15 protein-coding genes, 2 tRNA genes and 1 pseudogene are annotated in these 18,522 nt (G+C 49.7%); 8 read left to right on the forward strand and 10 right to left on the reverse strand.

From position 1 onward, the window contains the following. Positions 1 to 35: 35 nt before the first annotated feature. On the forward strand, positions 36 to 1,790 hold the full coding sequence (locus EQM14_RS04025) for an AAA family ATPase (RefSeq protein ID WP_164918958.1): 1,755 nt from the start codon (positions 36 to 38) through the stop codon (positions 1,788 to 1,790). 369 nt (positions 1,791 to 2,159) lie between these two features. Here the strand turns inward: EQM14_RS04025 and EQM14_RS16275 are convergent, their stop codons facing one another. From EQM14_RS16275 to EQM14_RS04050, 5 genes and pseudogenes are all read right to left on the reverse strand, one after another. Continuing rightward, complete coding sequence (locus tag EQM14_RS16275) at positions 2,160 to 2,333, reverse strand: hypothetical protein (protein ID WP_164918959.1); 174 nt, start codon at positions 2,331 to 2,333, stop codon at positions 2,160 to 2,162. Further along, entirely contained in the window at positions 2,334 to 3,632 is a 1,299-nt protein-coding gene (locus tag EQM14_RS04035; protein ID WP_128741745.1) for a Ger(x)C family spore germination protein, read from the reverse strand. After that, the gene (locus tag EQM14_RS04040) at positions 3,625 to 4,722 is read right to left on the reverse strand and encodes a GerAB/ArcD/ProY family transporter (RefSeq protein ID WP_128741746.1); all 1,098 of its coding nucleotides are present in this window, start codon (positions 4,720 to 4,722) and stop codon (positions 3,625 to 3,627) included. The genes EQM14_RS04035 and EQM14_RS04040 overlap by 8 nt, the downstream gene beginning before the upstream one ends. Continuing rightward, the gene (locus tag EQM14_RS04045) at positions 4,719 to 6,512 is read right to left on the reverse strand and encodes a spore germination protein (protein ID WP_128741747.1); all 1,794 of its coding nucleotides are present in this window, start codon (positions 6,510 to 6,512) and stop codon (positions 4,719 to 4,721) included. The genes EQM14_RS04040 and EQM14_RS04045 overlap by 4 nt, the downstream gene beginning before the upstream one ends. Before the next feature lie 265 nt (positions 6,513 to 6,777). Beyond that, a pseudogene (locus tag EQM14_RS04050) lies at positions 6,778 to 6,990 on the reverse strand (phage major capsid protein); the annotation flags it as partial. 126 nt (positions 6,991 to 7,116) lie between these two features. Here EQM14_RS04050 and EQM14_RS04055 point away from each other — a divergent pair. After that, positions 7,117 to 7,380: a hypothetical protein gene (locus EQM14_RS04055; RefSeq protein WP_128741749.1), complete on the forward strand. Its 264-nt coding sequence runs from the start codon at positions 7,117 to 7,119 to the stop codon at positions 7,378 to 7,380. A 299-nt stretch (positions 7,381 to 7,679) separates the two neighbouring features. Here the strand turns inward: EQM14_RS04055 and EQM14_RS04060 are convergent. The 3 genes from EQM14_RS04060 to EQM14_RS04070 all read right to left on the reverse strand — a co-directional run bounded on the left by EQM14_RS04060 (position 7,680) and on the right by EQM14_RS04070 (position 8,414). Continuing rightward, positions 7,680 to 7,769, reverse strand: a tRNA-Ser gene (locus tag EQM14_RS04060). 28 nt (positions 7,770 to 7,797) lie between these two features. Then, positions 7,798 to 7,886: transfer RNA gene (locus EQM14_RS04065), tRNA-Ser, on the reverse strand. Between the two features lie 126 nt (positions 7,887 to 8,012). Further along, positions 8,013 to 8,414, reverse strand: a complete 402-nt coding sequence (locus EQM14_RS04070; RefSeq protein WP_128741750.1) for a putative ABC transporter permease — start codon at positions 8,412 to 8,414, stop codon at positions 8,013 to 8,015. Positions 8,415 to 8,719: 305 nt separating this feature from the next. Between EQM14_RS04070 and EQM14_RS04075 the strand changes: the two genes are divergently transcribed. The 3 genes from EQM14_RS04075 (at position 8,720) to EQM14_RS04085 (ending at position 13,077) form a co-directional block, all read left to right on the forward strand. Then, on the forward strand, positions 8,720 to 10,912 hold the full coding sequence (locus EQM14_RS04075) for a putative bifunctional diguanylate cyclase/phosphodiesterase (RefSeq protein ID WP_243112746.1): 2,193 nt from the start codon (positions 8,720 to 8,722) through the stop codon (positions 10,910 to 10,912). Positions 10,913 to 11,010: 98 nt separating this feature from the next. Next, positions 11,011 to 12,390, forward strand: a complete 1,380-nt coding sequence (locus EQM14_RS04080) for a Sapep family Mn(2+)-dependent dipeptidase (protein WP_128741752.1) — start codon at positions 11,011 to 11,013, stop codon at positions 12,388 to 12,390. Between the two features lie 12 nt (positions 12,391 to 12,402). Continuing rightward, positions 12,403 to 13,077: an HD domain-containing protein gene (locus EQM14_RS04085; RefSeq protein ID WP_128741753.1), complete on the forward strand. Its 675-nt coding sequence runs from the start codon at positions 12,403 to 12,405 to the stop codon at positions 13,075 to 13,077. Positions 13,078 to 13,080: 3 nt separating this feature from the next. Here the strand turns inward: EQM14_RS04085 and EQM14_RS04090 are convergent, their stop codons facing one another. Both EQM14_RS04090 and EQM14_RS04095 read right to left on the reverse strand, forming a co-directional pair. Next, positions 13,081 to 13,818: a C39 family peptidase gene (locus EQM14_RS04090; RefSeq protein WP_164918961.1), complete on the reverse strand. Its 738-nt coding sequence runs from the start codon at positions 13,816 to 13,818 to the stop codon at positions 13,081 to 13,083. A gap of 167 nt (positions 13,819 to 13,985) precedes the next feature. After that, positions 13,986 to 15,779: an aminopeptidase P family protein gene (locus EQM14_RS04095; RefSeq protein ID WP_128741755.1), complete on the reverse strand. Its 1,794-nt coding sequence runs from the start codon at positions 15,777 to 15,779 to the stop codon at positions 13,986 to 13,988. Between the two features lie 146 nt (positions 15,780 to 15,925). Between EQM14_RS04095 and EQM14_RS04100 the strand changes: the two genes are divergently transcribed. The 3 genes from EQM14_RS04100 (at position 15,926) to dinB (ending at position 18,510) form a co-directional block, all read left to right on the forward strand. Then, on the forward strand, positions 15,926 to 16,306 hold the full coding sequence (locus EQM14_RS04100; protein WP_128741756.1) for a metal-dependent transcriptional regulator: 381 nt from the start codon (positions 15,926 to 15,928) through the stop codon (positions 16,304 to 16,306). A 27-nt stretch (positions 16,307 to 16,333) separates the two neighbouring features. Next, on the forward strand, positions 16,334 to 17,203 hold the full coding sequence (locus tag EQM14_RS04105) for a CFI-box-CTERM domain-containing protein (protein ID WP_128741757.1): 870 nt from the start codon (positions 16,334 to 16,336) through the stop codon (positions 17,201 to 17,203). Between the two features lie 86 nt (positions 17,204 to 17,289). After that, positions 17,290 to 18,510: a DNA polymerase IV gene (gene dinB / locus EQM14_RS04110; protein ID WP_128741758.1), complete on the forward strand. Its 1,221-nt coding sequence runs from the start codon at positions 17,290 to 17,292 to the stop codon at positions 18,508 to 18,510. Positions 18,511 to 18,522: the final 12 nt, after the last annotated feature.

The raw sequence follows: 18,522 nt of genomic DNA on the forward strand, positions 1-18,522 counted from the left end.
GAAAAATCACTCCTGTCGAACACAGTATAAATGCCTTGGAAGATTTGTACAGCACGGCGAACAGTGATGGCGGCCGTTCTTATCCGAAATTCAGATTGATTGGCGAACCAAGCAAACTGGCCGAGTTTTCCAATGCTTTTGCTCTCTTGGGACAGCCCATCACAAGCAGCAGCGATACGGAATTTGCCAGATTCGTTAAGGCAATGAATGCCGCATCGTGGGTCACTCAAGGTCATGAGCATTATCCGAATACGCCGGATGGAAAATGCCCGTATTGCCAGCAGCCGCTACCTTCGGACATTGAAGAAAAAATTGCATCGTGCTTTGACGAGCAATATCAGGCCGATTTAGCCTCACTGAATCAGCTTCTCTCCGTTTACACGGAAGAGATGAACGCCAACATTGCCGTTTTAGACAATAATCTTCAAATGGACTTGTATTCCAAGATAGACACGGAAGCATACAAAACGAAAGTTGAGTTGCTTAAGCGGATAGTCGAAGGAAATATAAAGAAAATCTCCGAAAAAATAAAGGAGCCGTCCTCCGTGGTTACGCTTGACGGCATCCAAACTATCCGTAACGAAATCAATGTGCTCATTGCAGAATTTAATAATCTGATTGAAGCCAACAATGCCATCATCGCGGACAGACCGACTAAGCAGAAGGCTTGCACCGATGAGGTATGGGAACTAATTGCATTCACGCTTGCCAGCGAGGTTTCGGATTACAACGCAAGGAATGTCGCTCTCTCCGGGGAAATCACACGGTTTGAGGGTGAAATCACAACGGCAAAAGATGCCTCAGATAAGTTGGCAGATGATATAACCGAACTGAGCCGTCATACCGTCAGTACCCAGCCGACAATTAAGGGCGTCAACAACACCCTGCGCGATGCGGGTTTTCAGGGCTTCACGCTGCACGAAAAGGATGGTCATCCGAATGTTTATGAGGTGCGTCGGCAGAACGGTGACATTGCCGAAAACCTGAGCGAGGGCGAACTGAACTTCATTGCGTTCCTGTATTTCTACCATCTGGTTCGCGGCAGCCTTGATGACAGCGGCGTAAGAAAAGACAGAATCGTAGTCATCGATGACCCGGTATCAAGCATGGACAGCGGTTCGCTGTTTATCATAAGCGCCTTGGTGCGGGATATGATTCAAGTTTGCCGCCACTACATACATCCCGAAGACGGAAGCGTTGGCGGAGAGTTTATTCGGCAGATTTTCGTCCTAACTCATAACACCTATTTTTTCAAAGAAATAAGCTACAATCAGGTCAGATATTATGATTCGGTGTCATTCTTCCTGATAAGCAAAACAAATAACATTTCTGCGGTAATTGAATGCACCCGCCCGGCGCAAAACGAAACCGCCGAAAGAGAGAATTACACGCCCGTTCAAAACTCATATGCGGCACTGTGGAGCGAGTTCAGAGAAGTTTCAACTGTAATACCAACCTTGAGCGTTATCCGCAGAATATTGGAATATTACTGCATCCAGCTTTGCGGGTACGATGGTAACGAGCTTCGTGATACCGTCCTCAAGGAAAACCTCCCCCGCTTGGTGGACAACCCCGAGGATGAAAAGGCCGACCGATCAAGATATCACCTCGCCGATTCCATGCTTGCGTATTTGAGCACCCAGTCCCTCGGTTATAATGACGGAATGCACTTCGTGGAAATCGCCGGTGATGCGCAACAGTGCAAAGATGTATTCAAGCTGCTCTTTGAATGCCTCGGTCAAGATCAGCATTACAGGAAAATGATGGATGAGGAGCGATGCTGTACATAAAAGAGAGGATAAAATTTATGGCTATTTTTTATAAATTTACATATTGGGGAGGAAACCGCTAAAATGTCTCTCGATATTTTGATGTAATGGATTTTCGCGTTTTCTCTGGAATGATGGGAGATATCTCTCGGCTGAAGCCAAGAGGACGGGGCGCAGCCGCTTTTGCATTCCGTTCAACCGTCAGGAACTTGCAGACTATCTTTCTCCGTCGAGCGCAGCGCTAACACAAAAAAGAAAAGGTCAAATCGTGTATATCGATGACTCAGTTGCAAAGACCTTCTGGACCCGCTTATCAAACAGGACATTTTCCGAGTGTCTTATCACAAGACCATATACAACACCGTCAAATCAAAGATTTGCATAACTAAGCTATAACTCATATTGCCCAAAGAAAATCAAAAAAAGTGGAAGCGCAAAAGCCGCAAGGCCAATAATTGCCGAACCTATTGCCGCAAGCCGATTCTTTTTTACCCAGTTATATTTAGCGAAACTTAACAGATAAATCAATTCGGCAAACAGAAGCACAACTATAATATACTTCATCTAATTCACTCCTATCGGATCTTTTATAGGGTAGCTTTTTATTTGCGTTCCAGTCCTACGGATAGCAAAGTTGACATCGACAATCACTTCAGCTTCTTTAAAATGTCTGTTCCAATCATAGCTTTCAAATGCATCAATGGTTAAAAAGTTTTTCGCGGCATAGTCACCAAAATGAAAAACATCAGTATTTAAACCCTGGCATTTTTTTATAAGCATTGTGATTCCTTCTTCTACGCTTTTCTTAAAGGTCTCTTCCAATAGTGACTGAAGTTCTGGTTGTTCGTAATTTATCATGCTCTGTACGGCAAGTAAATCCGCATCCAGTTGAACCTTGAGCCGAATAACAGGCTTTTTATCTTTAATATCTATATCAATTTGGGGCTTTTTAGAGACTCTAACATCCAAAGGTATAATCAGTTCGGGTTTTTGGGGGTCTTGCATTGTAAAGGAGCCTTGCTTGAACTCGCCTCGTATCATGAGCAAAAACCGGGTCTCATCCCCGTTCAGTTCACCCACCATCTTATCGCCGTTAAATAATGCAGTACCCCATACCTCAATTTTATTTTGGCCGGTTCGCGGAAGCTGGCCTGCAAAATAGTCTCCTCCTGTTTTAAATTTTGTCCCCCAAGGTTCACCGTTCTCAGCAAAACTTTTTGAATCATTTACCGAGGCCATAGCTGCAATGGCCTGACCGCAGGGGGACTTGAGAGCTTCATAGAAGTTCTCAAGTGTAATGTTTGGGAAATAACCGATATTTTCACTTGTATGTGCAAGCACTTGAAAACTTTTTGATATAGTCGTCCCAATCACAGGCTTATTCTCCTTTATAAAATCTATTGCGTTCCCCTTCACAACAAATACACGGGCGCTTCTGCGTATCTCACGGAATCTGCTTAAGGGCGCTATATATTCCCCGATCAGCCCTTCTTTAGCCAACTCTTCAGAAAACACAATGATCTGCGCATGTGAGAAATTAAGCTTTCTTGGCAAGGAGGCATTTAACATGTCGATGCCTGTAAAAAACGAAGGCGCGTCAATAGAAGCATAACTGTGTCCGCTCTGCTCATCTCCGCCGCTGCCGGATTGTGACTGCCCGCCGCCGCCACTGCCGGATTGTGTCTGTCCTCCGCCTTCTTTCATGGTGGGAAACTGTATCGTTAATCGCCATTTGTCGGATATCCCCTTATCTACTCCTATGGAAACAACATACAGCATATCGTCCATTTCGTGAGCATCATAGCAAGCTGTTAAACTTAGCAGAAAAGTGCCTAAAATCAATATGATGATTACTTTACGCATTCAAATTGCCTCCTTTTTTCCTGATCAATGCTGCAATCAAGGCTATCAAGGGCAATACAAATAGCGGCAATGAACCAAAATTTCTTATCAGCACAACGTACCCCAAAATTATGGATATGATATCCTTGTGCATTAAAGCGGTTGCATAAAGGATAGTACAACTGCCGATTATGATTGGCTTTTTGTCCTGTATTCTAAATGTTTTACAGAATATCCATATGAATGAATAGAAAACCAAGGTTGCCGATATAAAACTACCGATAATCCATACATACAAAAATAATGGCTCAACTCTCTGCACAAACCTTCCATAATCAATAAGTGTTGACATCGCATACATAGGCGCGGTTATTTCTTGGACTACGTAATACGGAAAAGTCAATGAATAAGAAAGAACCGATACAGAAATAATCGCAGCAGACAGCAAAATACCGGTTATGCCCTCTTTTTTTATAAACTTAACACCCTGAAAGGATTTAGCAAATATCGCGAGTATAATCACTTCACCGTAAACAGAACTTCTTACAATACCTTGAAAAGCAATTTTATCTAATCCATATCCAAAGATGGGGAACAAGTTATTAATATTATAATTCTGTATACCCAGAAGCAGTACGACTAAAAAACCGGCTAACAAGGCATATATTAAAAGCTTTGAAAGCCTTGCAATACTCTCTAAGCCCAACAAAGAAAGAGTAAAAATGCAGGCAATAAAAATACCGATAATGAGCCAGTTGGGACTTAGAGGAATAACGTAAACCTTAAGAAATTCCGATAATTCATTTACTCTGGTAACAGAAATAAAAAGCATGTATATTCCTAATATACCCGAAAAGATAAATCCAACAACTCGTCCTAAGGCTATATCAAATATTTCCACGATGTCTTTGCCCGGGAAACGCTTCAATAGTAAATAAATAAAGCAGAAACCTGCAAGAGCAACTGCAGCTGAAATTAAGGTAGTATACCAGCCTGCGTTGCCTATAAGTCCTGCAATTATTGCCGGGCTTGAGAAAAAAACTTTAGAAGTTATTGTTACCGTGATAAGGCATACGGCTTCCTGAGCACCGAATTTCCCCTCTTTAATCATTTGCCGTTACCTCTGTTAGCTTGCTGTATCCAACCCCGCACTGTGCCGCTCGTTCTTTTTCTGTTGTTTGTATTAAGAAAGTCCGGTCTTTCTTTGAGCGTCCAAGGAGGTGCCATGATACCAATATCATGATTTGCTTTCGTTTTAGGTGCAACAGGACTGAAGTATGGCACACCAAAGGATTTCATGGAGCAGGCAAGGCCGCCAAAAATGATAATACCCGCCGCAATACCGTAAAAGCCTGCAATCGCACCAAAGAAAATAAATATAAACCTCATTATCCTGACCCCAAATGCTATGCTATAATTAGGAATTGCAAAGCTGCACAATCCGGTAATTGAGACAACCATAATTAATATAGGGCTCACAATACCTGCGGCAACAGCCGCCGAACCCAGGATAATAGCGCCGATAATGCCTAAGGTTTGGCCAATAGCCCCAGGTAACCGTACACCTGCTTCCCGCATAAGCTCGAAGAATAACTCCATGACCAGAAGTTCCAATATTGTAGGGATGGGGATATTTTCTCTTGCCTTCGAAAGTGAAAATAGAAGTTCGGTGGGAATCATCTCCTGATGATATAAAGTAAGGGCAATAAAAAGCCCGGGTAAAAATGTTGCCAAAAAGGCGGCAACCATTCTAATAAGCCTCAAAAATGTACCAAATTGCCAACGAAGGGTTGTATCCTCAGAGGTGTGGAAAAAACGAAAAAATGTTATCGGGGCTATACTTGCATATGGTGAGCCATCACAGATAATGGCGACCTTTCCATCTATTAAAAAGGATGCCGTTTTATCGGGTCGCTCGGTGCTTAATATTTGAGGAAACAGAGAAAAGGGGTGATCCTCAATCAACTGGTCTAATCCACCATCCCCCGCTATAAAATCAATATCAATGCTGCTGATCCTTCTCTTTACTTCCTGCACAATTTTGGGATTGGTGATACCCTTAATATGCATAATCGCGCAGGTTGTATTTTCTGCCTTTCCAATAGGCATCATCTCGGTAACAAGGTCTTTATTTTTAATGATTTTACGCACTAATGTCAAATTGGTGCGCAGATTCTCAGTAAATGCCTCTTGGGGCCCCTTGATTACCGATTCATCTAACGGCGTGGAAACACTTCTTTTTTCATATCCGCGGCTTTCGATGAGAACACATTCTTGATTACCTTCAACAAAAAGTGCGGTAAGGCCGTTTAGTATCTGCTTGATAATTTCCTCATAATCTGTCTGCCTAATAACCTGATTAATTGCAAGAAGATTATCTGTGATATAATCAACACTTATTTTCGTGTTTTTGTTGTTTTTTTGCTCTGCCATCAATTGACGCAGAATATAATCGTTTATGGTGTTCTTATCGACCATACCATCAACATAAACGATAAAAGCATTAATTTTCTGCATGATTTTAAATTCTCTGATGACAATATCCTGATTGGTGGGGACATGAAATTCCTGCTTAACCTTTTGCATGTTATTCTTTAATTCTTTGCATATATGATTGACATCATCTTTATTTTGGTCCGATTTCACGTCGGTTGTTACTTTTGAACGATCCTTCGGTTCTCCAGTTTTTATTAGTCCTCTAATTAGCTTCTTAAACTGTTTAGGAGGAGACCCGGCGCTATCTTTCTCATCGCTATTACAGTTAGAATCGGTTGCCTCCGGTGTTTCAGCAGGCTTGCTTATCTCCATATCCTCTTTTTCGTCTTCAAGCAATTCAAACCTTTGGTTATTTTTTGGTTCTTTATATATGATAATATTTTTAACAGCGAAAAGAAGATTCATCTACTCACAACCTTTGCACTTTTGGTTTATTTTACCCTGGATCGTCATTATCATACTGAAAAAGGCGCCAATCCTTTTTATCATTTTAGGCTATCCCGTTAACTCCGCAGCGCCAAATTCCTGAAAAAATGACAGTTCCCATGCCTGACTATGAGTCAGAAACGATGGGAAAGGTGGAGAGGCTATAGACGGAACTTCCCATTAAGTTGCTGAAAAGCCCCGTCTACACCATACTATTTATATTTTTCTTACTCTCCGGCTACCATCAGCGCTTTGACCCTTCGCGCTTGACGAGTCGCCCGTCGATAAACTCCGTGCCGATAAAGCCTGTTACACCATTAACGGCATATTTCTCATGTAGGGCTTTCAATGCAATACCACCACGCTCGATAAGCCAGTAGAAGCTGAAATCCCCGAACGCGATGGGCTTGCTCTCAGCTTCCATTCCCGGCATATAAAGCGATGTATACACAAGCTTGCCAAGGACGGTATGAAGCTATAGAACGCACAAAGAATACTTTCGGAAACAAGTCCGGTGTGTTTGAAGCCCAGAAGAATAAAGGCAATTTAATTATTTGTAAAGTGGCAAGAAGCTCAAAATGCAATGTTAGCAAAGGATCAGAAATCTCAGATAAAAGCAGAAAAAGCCGCCGTAGATAAGCCTAAGACACCTAAAGATCGTACAATAATTCAGATATCTGATGATATGACCGTCATAAAGGTATTCCATTCGTTAACAGAGGCTGTAAAAGAAACAGGAATAAACTCGATGAGTATTCGAGATGCCTCAAATGGTGTCCAGAAGAACGCAGGTGGATATGTGTTGAAATACGCGGATACTGAGGAAGTCCAAGACGAATTGAATTAGCCGCTACTCACAGTAACGATCAACTGGCGATATTGCTTCCGTTTGTCGAGTGAACACAGTGTTCAAATTCGATTTCTTTCCGTTTGTTGTGTGAACACCCCACCAGTATCCGTTTGTCGAGTGCAAGGCAAAATCAGCTAGTACACTTCGCAAACGGGTATTTTCATTCTCACTCGACAAACGGCAGAAAGCAAAAAAGCCGTCAAAAAGCCTTGAAATCAAGACCTTTTGACGGCGGGTGTGTGCAAAATAAGAACGCTAATGTTGACACTCTTCGTATCAATATTAGCGTTCTTATATGGCGGAGAAAGAGGGATTTGAACCCTCGCGCCGGTTACCCGACCTACTCCCTTAGCAGGGGAGCCCCTTCACCACTTGGGTATTTCTCCTCATATGGTGAAATTAATTGTAATTGATTGGCGGAGAGGAAGAGATTCGAACTCTTGGTCCCTTGCGGGATCACTAGTTTTCAAGACTAGCTCCATAAACCACTCGGACACCTCTCCATAATAGGAATTTATGCCCGTTAAGTGCGAACCTAATCATAACATAACATGGTGCGGGATGTCAAGAAAAACTGAAAAAATACAGGAAACCGCGTCGCTGGAAAGGAATTTCCCGACGCGGTTTCGCTAATTCTTTATTCTTTCTGAAACTTTTGCAGTAAGCTGGTCATATAAACCGCAAAGCTGCATGGCCGGTATGGTGATGATGCTCCATAAGAGTGAAAACGGCACGCATATCTGTCCCATGAAATTCATCGGAAGCTGAGAATAGTCCCAGACGTTCAACTTCAGTACAAGGTTGACCAAGATGCCGGTTATAAACTCTACGGTTGTAATGATCATCGAGCCGGCCGCGCATTTAACCGCCAAAGGCCGGAATTTAAGGCGGCAGTTACAGAATTTATCGATCATGCATAAACAGACGCCTCCTGCGACCGCCATTGAGAAGTCACTGTGGCCGCGGCAAATAATTTCCAGAAAAGGATAAATCACTCCTCCTGTGATAAATAGTGATATCTTTTTCTTCATAATTCCGCCTCCCGCAAAAATTGTTTGCAGCAGGACAGATTTTATTCGAAATTACATTTTGTTTTATTTTTCCAATTATTATGACAAAAAATGTATTTATATTTTTATAGGATCATTATATATTTCTAAATCATGTATAATAAAAAGAAATACCGGTTGGTAAGGGTGATGATATGTTTTTTCAAAAAAATAAAACTCTCTTTTCCATAGCAGCCGTTGTAATGCTTTTTTTAGGCTTTGGTATTTTTTTTATGTTTCATCTTTACGGAGTCTTGTCGAGGGAAAGCACTGATTCTTTGAAAAAAGTGACAGAGCAAGGAGCATCGGCAATTTCTATTGAAATTTCAGCCGGCCTGGACTCTCTGAACGCGCTGTCAGACCAGAAGGTTTTTTCCGGCGGGGCAAATTCCGCCGATGTCGTCAGCGTCCTCTCTCAGGAAGCGAAAAAACAACATTTTCATTCTGTGATATACTCCGATCCATCAGGTTCCGGAATATCGGATACAGGAAGGCGTCTGTCCGCCGCGGACGAACCTTATTTCATACAGGCCATGAAGGGAATTCCCAATATCTCAGGCAGCCAGGAGACATCCGGGCCGGCCGGGAAAATTGTTTTGGCCGCACCGATTTTACGCGGGGATTCCATAAAGGGCGTGCTGATTGCCTTTTTAAACGGGATTGATCAACTGCGGCTGACCGGCGGCATCCTAACCGGAGAAACGGATTATTTCTGTGTTTTGAAAAAAGACGGAGCAATCCTGTCCGGAAACCTTTCTGGAGAGGATAACCTTTTTAGCCTTTTGCAGCCTGACGGACAGGAAGAGAATCTGAACAGCCTCAGGGCGGATTTCAAGGATGGCACCTCCGGAATCAGCGAACTGCGGATAGAAAATTCATCTATCTTTGCAGCGTATTCCGAGATTCAGGGCACGGATGGCTGGATCTTCCTCACAGCGGACGATTACGGCCGCATTTTTTCGCGGGCAAACAGCATCCTTTTGCCAAGCGCAGTTCTCTTTTTGCTCCTGACCGCGGCGCTTTTTTTGGCTTTCTTTTATCTTTTCAAATTGAAGAAATTAAATAACGAAACGAACATCCGCAATGAAGAGCAAAAAAAATATTTTACTTTTTTTGATCCCCTCACCAATCTGCCGAATCGAAAGGGCATTATCAGGGAGTTTGACGATTGGGTTGAGAAATGCCGGAAAGACAGCCGGAACGGCGGCGTGCTGTTTTTAGACGTCGATAACCTTCGCTCCATGAACAACACTTTCGGACATGATGCCGGAGACAAGCTGCTCTGTGAGTCGGCGGCGCGGCTGAAGAAAACCGTGGGAAGTCAGGATCTGGTGGGGCGTACGGGCAGCGACGAATTCGTCGTTCTGGTCCATGGGCTGAATACGGAAGACAGCCTTGAGTTTTTCGCGAAAAAGATTGTCAGGATCTTTCGCGAGCCGTATTTGGTGAATGGCATGGTTATACAGCTTTCCTGCAGCGTCGGAGCGCTTTTGCTTCCCCAACGGAAAGAAAGTCAGATGGCCCAGCAGTTTGAAGATATCCTCGGCAGAGGGGAATTTATTTTGAACAAAGCAAAACAGACCCGCAAGGGGAGCTACATCCTTTTTAATGAAGACTACGGGAACCTGATCGACCGGCAGCTTCGCCTGGAGCGTGCTTTAAAATTTTCCATTGAGAATAACGAGCTGGCATGTTATTTTCAACCCCAATTTAACTGCCTCACCAAAACCATTACAGGATTTGAGACCCTGGCGCGGTGGAAAAGCTCGGAATTCGGAACGATTTCTCCTGTCCAGTTCATTCCGATGGCGGAGAAATCCGGATTTATCAAAGAGATCGGCCGCCATGTCGTCGAAGAGGCGTTCTCTTTTGCGAAAAGCATGGAAGGCCGCAAGGTGACGGTTTCCTTCAACGCTTCGCCCATGGAACTGCTGGAGGCAAATTACGCCGACTACATTATCAGCAGATTCCAATATTATGGACTGGCTCCGAACAGCGTTGCGGTCGAGGTTACCGAATCCAGCCTGATCGAATCCTTTGAGAAGGTTACAAAAAAGCTGCAGATGTTGAAGCGGCATGGCATTTTAGTTTATCTGGATGATTTCGGAACGGGATTTTCCTCCCTGACCTACCTGAAGGACCTCCCGATCAACGCGGTGAAAATCGACAAAAGCTTCATTGATGAAATCGTGACGAAAGATGTCGAGAAAGACATTGTGCGCATGATCATCAAGCTTGCCTACAGACTGAACCTGGAAGTCATTGCGGAGGGGGTTGAGACCGAAGACCAGATCCGCTGTGTTTTGGGAGCGGGGGGCCATTTGGTGCAGGGATATTTCATCAGCCGCCCCGTTCCGCGGGAAGAAGTTCCTCTGCTTTTTGCCCAAATGGAAAAACAGGAGGACGACACTGCCGGCGGGGGGAAAGGCACCCCGAAAAAAGGGCCGAACATTCACCGGATTTCGCCTTTGCCGCAGTAGAATATAAGTTTTCAATCCTTAACCAAAACGTGTTTTTTTGATGCGCCCCCTGTGATATAATGAAAAAAATGACAGAATAAACAAGGAGGTTTGATTTTATGATATTTGGAACCGAAATTCTAAAATACCGGGAAGCAATTCTGAAAGATTTAGCCGACCTGGTCGCGGTTCCCTCCGTGCGGGGAGCGGCGCGGGAAGGCATGCCTTTTGGGCCGGAACCGGCCAGGGCGCTGTGCCTGATCCTTGACAAAGCGGAGAAAATGGGGTTCGCCGTGAGAAATGTGGAAAATTACGCGGGCCATGCGGAGTTTGGCTCCGGTGACGATCTGGCGGCCGTGGCCGCCCACGTTGACGTCGTTCCGGCCGGGGAGGGCTGGGACACGGACCCGTTCACGCTGACGCGGAAAGGAAATCTTTATTTCGGGCGTGGAGCGGCGGACGACAAGGGAGCGGCCGTGGTCGCCCTTTACTGCCTGAAGGCGATAAAAGACGCGGGGATCAGGGGAAACCGGCGTCTGCGCGTGATTTTCGGCGCGGGGGAGGAGACCGGCATGGAGGACCTGGACTATTACTTCCGGAAGGAAGAGATGCCGTCCATGGGTTTCACCCCGGACTCAGACTACGGAATCTGCAACCGGGAAAAGGGTATCCTCCGTCTGGATCTTCTTTCAGGTGAAAAAAATGAAAGCGTCGTTAAGGAATTTCAGGCCGGGGCCGTTTATAATGCCGTGCCGGACCATGCGGAAGCCGTTCTGAGCTGTTCCGCGAAGACCGCGGACGCGCTGCGAAAGGCGGCCCGGACGGCGGAGGGCGGCTTTGCCTTTGAACCGGTTCCGGAAGGAATCCGGGTGACCTCGAAAGGAAAAGCCTCTCACGCGATGCAGCCGCAGGAAGGATTCAATGCGGCCGCCGCTCTGATCCGCCTGCTTTCCGCAGTGTTTTCCCGCGAGGAACTCGGCGGCTTCTTTTCCTTCCTTGACCAAAGCGTCGGCTTCCGCTACGACGGATCGGGGATCGGTGTCCGGCAGAGCGACGAGGAATCCGGTCCGCTCACGCTGAATCTCGGGATCCTCCGCGTGAAAGACGGGAGCGTCAGGGCGGGAATCGACATCCGTTACCCTGTTACCTCCGACGGGGATAAAATCTTCGGTGAAATCAGGCGCCGCGCGGAAGAAGCCGGTTTTTCCGCAGAGCTTCTCGAGGACTCCAAGCCGCTTTATCTTCCGGGGGACAGCCGCCTGATTTCAATCCTTCGGGACTCTTATTCCGAGATAATGGGCAAACCCGCGGAACTGTACGCCACGGGCGGGGGGACTTACGCGCGGGCCATGAAGGGAAATGCGGTCGCGTTCGGACCGTTTTTCCCGGATGAGCCCGACCGCAGGCTGCACAATACCAATGAAAGCATCGACATCGAACGGTTTATGGTTCACGCACAGATCTGCCTGGAAGCAATGTACCGCATTTTTACGGCCTGACGGAGGAAATAAATGCCGAATTACAACCACATCACATTTGAGGACATTCTGAAAAACGAGGAGATCAAGGCCTATATCGAAACAGGGAACCGCAATCTCGGCGAGATCGGATTTACCGAACACGGCTTTCCTCACGCGAAACGCTCGGCAAATTATGCAGGGAACATCCTGCAGCAGCTTGGATTTGACGACCGCACCTGCGAACTGGCGCGAATCGCCGGATATATGCACGATATCGGAAACGTGGTAAACCGCTACAATCATGCGCACAGCGGCGCGCTGATGGCATTCAATATTCTGAACCGGCTGAACATGCCTCCGGAGGAAGTCGCCCTGATTTCAGCCGCGATCGGGAATCATGACGAAGAGACGGCGGCCGCGGTCAGCCCGATCGCGGCCGCTCTGATTCTGTCCGACAAGGGGGATGTCCGGCGCACCCGCGTCCGCGACCGGGAAACCGTCACCGCGGACATCCACGACCGCGTCAACTACGCTGTGGAGCACGCCGCGACGGTAATCAACCTTGAACGGAAAACCGCGACGCTGGACATCACCATCGACACCAGCATCTGCCCCGTGATGGAGTATTTTGAAATTTTCATGACGCGTATGGTGCTGTGCCGCCAGGCGGCGCAGTACCTCGGTCTGCAGTTTGAATTGATTATCAATGAGACCCGGCTGCTCTGACATTCACTCCACAGCGACCGCCTGACAGGAAAGCTGGCGGTACCGCCTTTCGAACAGCTTGAAGTCGCAGCGGACCGTGCCCTGCGGATCAAGCGGGTCGCTCAGCACCACGTCGCTTCCGGAATATCCGATCAGAACGAGGCAGTGTTCCTGCGCGGGCCACCGAAAATATTCGCCGGTGTCCTCTAAAAACCATCCGTCGCCCGCATAAGGCTCTTTCATGGAGATGGTGGCCCAGACGATCACCGGAATTCCCGCGTCGATGAAAGGAATCAGGCCGGATGCTTTGGTTCCGCTCAGATTGATCGCTTTCAGCCACCAGCCCGCGGAGGAAGCGTATCGGTTCACCGCCAGCGTCACAACGGGCGCAAAGCAGCCGTAGCCGCTGGCGGTGGGACTTCCGGCGAAGACCTTCCACGGGTCCGGCCCGACCATTTTTCCGCCCGATCGGCGGGGCATCCCGCCGACCGGAAAATAGCCCGCCAGTTCCGTCTTGCTGATTCCGCAGCCGAAATAATTCAGGACCATCGCCGTCGACGTGATTTCACAGCCGGACGGCTGCTCCGGCAGCTGCTGAATGTTTCCGACCGGCAGAATTTTATCCCCTTTCCATGGCGCGCCGGCCGTTACCGCCTCTTCCGTCAGCGCGTTTTGCCGGCATCCAGAGGCGAAAAGCAGGAGAAAGAAAAAAATGGACAGCAGGGCTAAGGAAATCGCCCGCCGATGCCAGTACTTTTGCAACCGGTCCCGCCCCCGTTTCCCATCAGGTTTATTCAACAGTATTACGGGGAAAATGTTTTTATGACACGGAACCGGGGGCCGGTGCTCCAAACTGCTGAAAACCCCTTCCGCTGGACGACGCGGAGGGGGTTTTCAGTTTTGCGGTTTTTCGGGTTTTGCGGCAGAAATTACTTTGTGATGAGCGGAAGAGTCTTTTTTCTCAGCCATTCCAGCGTTTCGCCGGACAGCAGGGGAGACAGCGTCCGGTATACGCGGCTGTGATACTCGTTCAGCCAGGCGATTTCTTCCTTTGTCAGCAGTTCGGGCAGAATGGGCTCCTTGTCGATCGGGAAGCAGGTCAGAATCTCAAACCGGAGAAAACGCCCGTATTCGTTCTCCATCGCGTCGGTGACCAGCATCAGGTTTTCGGTGCGGATCCCATGCTTTCCCTCTTCGTAAATGCCGGGTTCGTTGGTGACGTTCATGCCGCTGCGCAGAATCACATCGTTTTTCGTGCGGATGCTCTGCGGGCCCTCATGCACGCCTCCGAACATCCCCACGCCATGGCCGGTCCCGCAGCGGTAATCGATGCCGTGCTTCTGAATCTGCCCCCGGCAGACCATGTCGAGGTTTCCTCCGGTCGTTCCCTCAAGAAAGACGGCCGTGGCCAGCGCGATATGGGCCTTCAAAACCCAGGTGTAGTGCTTTTTTTCTTCCTGTGTGACCGGCCCCAGCGCAAACGTGCGCGTGATGTCGGTGGTTCCTTCCGGGTACTGTCCGCCGCTGTCGATCAGAAGCAGGCCGCTTTGTTCCAGCGTTTTGCAGGTGTCCGGTTTCGGGGAGTAGTGCATCATCGCCGCGTTTTCACGGTAGGCCGCGATGGTCGCGAAGCTCTCCCCCCGGTTGCTTTCCTGACGGGCCCTCGCTTCCCGCAGCAGATCGCAGACCGTGCATTCCGTCACCGTCTCTCCCTGTTTCAGCCTCTTTTCCAGGTCGGCGCAGAACTCGGCCATCGCGCACCCGTCGCGGACGTGGGCTTTCCGGAAGTTCTCAATTTCCGTCCTGTTTTTTACCGCTTTCAGGCCGATGACAAGATCGGCGCCTTTTTTCACCTTGCAGGATGGGTTTTCTTTTAAAATGCGGTAAAGTTCATAATTCGTGCCTTCCGGGTCGACCAGGACGGTCTTTTCTCCGGTCAGATTTTTCAGAAAGGGTTCGATTTCCCCATATTCCCGGAGGGTCACGCCGTTCTTTTCCAGATACTCCCGCACGCCGGGCCGGAGGCGCGGGGCGTCGAGAAACAGGACGGCGCGGTCCATGAAAACCGCGGCGTAGGAAACCGCCACTGGGGTGTATTCGATGTCGGACGCGCGGATGTTGCACAGCCAGGCGACGCATTCGAGCCGGGAATAGATCTGGCAGTCCGCCCCGTCCTTTTTCAGTCCCGCACGGACCTGTCCCAGCTTCTGCGCGCAGGAGAGGCCGGCGTATTCGTCCCCGTGGAGATAGACCGCCGTCGCCGGGGGGAGAGGGCGGTTTTTCCACAGCGGAGTGATCAGGTCGGCGGAGCGGACGCCGATCCCCTTCTCTTCAAATTTCTCTTTCATGGATTCCACGTCCGCGGCCGAGAGCATGCGGCCGTCAAAGCCGGCCGTGTCGCCTTTCCGGAGGGATTCCGCCAGAAATTCGGAGCAGGCGGGCACGCCGCGGACCCCCATGCGGAACAGTTCGATCCCGCTTCCCGCGAGCTGATGCTCCGCCTGGATGAAATACCGGCCGTCCGTCCAAAGGCCGCATCGGTCCCGCAGGACCGCCAGCGTCCCCGCGGACCCCGTGAATCCGGAGAAATAGCTTCGTGCCTGCCAGAAATCCGGAACGTATTCTCCCATATGCGGGTCGGAGGAGGGAATGAGATAAGCCGAGAGGCCGTTCCGCTCCATTTCCGCCCGCAGCGCTGAAATCCTTTCTGTTACTTTCTGCATTTGTCCGATCGCTCCCCGTTTCTCAAGATTAAAAAAAGTATAGGCTCTGTGCAGCCGGATGTCAAGGAATGCGGCGTTGACGCTTGTTATTTAATGTTTTGAATGATATAATGAAAACTGCAATTCCATGGACGGGAGGGTCTGGATTGAGAATACAGGAATCCGGAGAAAATTATCTTGAGACCATTCTGATTTTGAAACACCGGAACGGATATGTCCGCTCAATCGACGTCGCGAACGAGCTGGGATTTTCCAAGGCGAGCGTCAGCCGCGCCATGAGCATCCTGAAGGAAGCCGGCCTTCTTGTCATGGAACAGAACGGAAACCTTGTTCTGACCGATTCGGGCCTGCAGCGGGCCGACGCCGTTTATGAACGCCACACCCTGATCGCGGAGTTTCTGGAGCAGACGCTGGGTGTCGACCACGAAACGGCGGTGGGAGACTCCTGCAGGATGGAACATATTATCAGTGAAAAAAGTTTTCAGCGGATGAAGGAGTATGTCGGAAGCCATTGCGAAGACTCGTGAGCCTTGAAGGACGGGGGGATTTTTAAAATGAGCGGACGTGCCCTGCGCTGCCCGCATTGCGGCAAAGAGTTCCAGATTTCCGAGGATGCGGGAGAAAAGGTCTTCTGCCCGTACTGCGCGCAGCCGCAGGAGCCGGGTGTGCCCGCGGTTTCCTCCGTGCCTTTGGGCGGGGCGGCGCACCTGCTTCCGCCGGAGGCGTTCTCCGCCGTGATCCAATTTGACCGGCTGAACGCGAGCCATTACGCCGAAAGTTTTGAGTCTTACCGCCGGGCGGTTCTTCCGGCCCTTCAGGCTTATCTGCGGGAAGAAGCCGCTTACGGGGACAAGGCCGCGGAGCTTTTTTCCGGCGCCCTGTTTGACGGCTTTGCAGGGGAGGAAAAGTCCGCCCGGAAAAAATCGGTGCGGGAGTTCGACCTGCGGATTTCCATCACGACTCTGGCGATTCCCGCAATCCTTGACCTGAACACGGCGGCCGCGGACCGCTTGGCGGATCTTTTTCTGCAAAAGTGGAACGCCGTTCACAAGGAGCCGCTTGGCAGGGCAACCTACTCCGAAATTCAGAAAGGATTCCGGAAAAAGCTCTGCTTTATCACGACGGCTGTTTGCGCCGAGCTCGGAAAAGGCGACGACTGTGGGGAACTGCAGGCGCTCCGGGCGTTCCGGGACGGATACCTGTCCAGGACCCCCCTGGGGCGGAAAAAGATCGGCGAGTACTATCTGTTTGCCCCGCTGATCGTGAGCTCCGTGGAATCTTCCGGTAAGGCGGAAGCGGAATGGAACCGGGTTTATCGGGACTACCTCTCTCCCTGCCTTGCGGCGCTGAAATGCCGCAGACCGGAAAAATGTGAACGGATCTACGAAACGATGATGTCGGAACTGGAACAAAAATGGCTGTAGGGCGGGGCAATTGCCGGGACTTCTTTTTTGTTCGCCCCGCTTTCAGGCAAAGAACGAATCGAGGATAATCATCCAGGGGAAACTGTATGGAACGGACGATTCTGCACTGTGACTGCAACGGATTTTTCGCATCCGTGGAATGTATGCTTCGCCCCGAGCTGCGGGAGGTCCCAATGGCAGTCTGCGGCGACCCCGACAGCCGGCACGGAATCATCCTGGCGAAAAACGAGCCGGCCAAGGCCTATGGAATCCATACCGCCGAAACCATCTGGCAGGCGAAGCGGAAATGCCCGCAGCTGATTCTGGCCGCGCCGCGGTTTCGGGAGTATCAGCTTGTTTCCCGACGGATCAACGAGATTTACCGCCGGTTTACCGATCTGGTGGAGCCGTTCAGCATCGATGAAAGCTGGCTGGACGTTACGGGCAGCCGGGCGCTGTTCGGCAGCGGCGAAGAGATCGCGAACACCCTGCGCGAAACGGTCCGCAGTGAAATCGGCATCACGATTTCCGTGGGGGTTTCGTTCAACAAGATCTTCGCAAAGCTTGGGAGCGATTATAAGAAACCGGATGCGACGACGGTCATCAGCCGTGAAAATTACCGGGACATCGTCTGGCCGCTGCCGACCGATACTCTGATGTTCTGCGGGAAGAAAGCGGCGCAGACCCTGGCGGGGCTTGGGATCCACACCATCGGCGACATGGCGGGCAGCGGCCCGGAATTTCTGTCCTCCAGGCTGGGGAAAATGGGTTTGCAGCTATATGAATACGCGAACGGCCGGGACGATTCCCCGGTCTCAGACGGCCGGACCATGCGGGGGGTCAAAAGCGTCGGCAACAGCGTGACGTTCCGCCGAGACCTGAGCGGCCCGGAGGACGTCCACAAGGCCGTGCAGGCCCTTGCGGACAGCGTATCCTCCCGCATGCGCGGGCAGAAGCTGAAATGCTGGGTGGTGCAGGTCGGAATCAAGGACCCTTCGTTCCGCTACATCACCCGTCAGAAGACGCTTGCCGCTCCCACCCATCGATCGAGATTACTGGCCGCGGCGGGGGAAGAGCTGATCAAAGCCTGCTGGAACCCCGGAGTGCCGATCCGGATGCTTTCGCTTTCCGGCTCCGGCCTGGTGCCCAACGACGCGCCGGGAGGCCAGCTCTGCTTTTTCGGCGGGGAGAGCGGGGCGGACGAGGAGAGGGAAGAGCGGCTGGAGACCGCGATGGATTCCATCCGCGGCCGGTTCGGCAGCGGAGCGGTCACATTCGGCGGGCTGCTGAAAGAAGATATCGGCCTTGACGGCCTCCATCGAAAATAAAACTGCAAAGAG

This window comes from Caproiciproducens sp. NJN-50 (assembly GCF_004103755.1).
GTDB lineage: Bacteria > Bacillota > Clostridia > Oscillospirales > Acutalibacteraceae > Caproicibacter.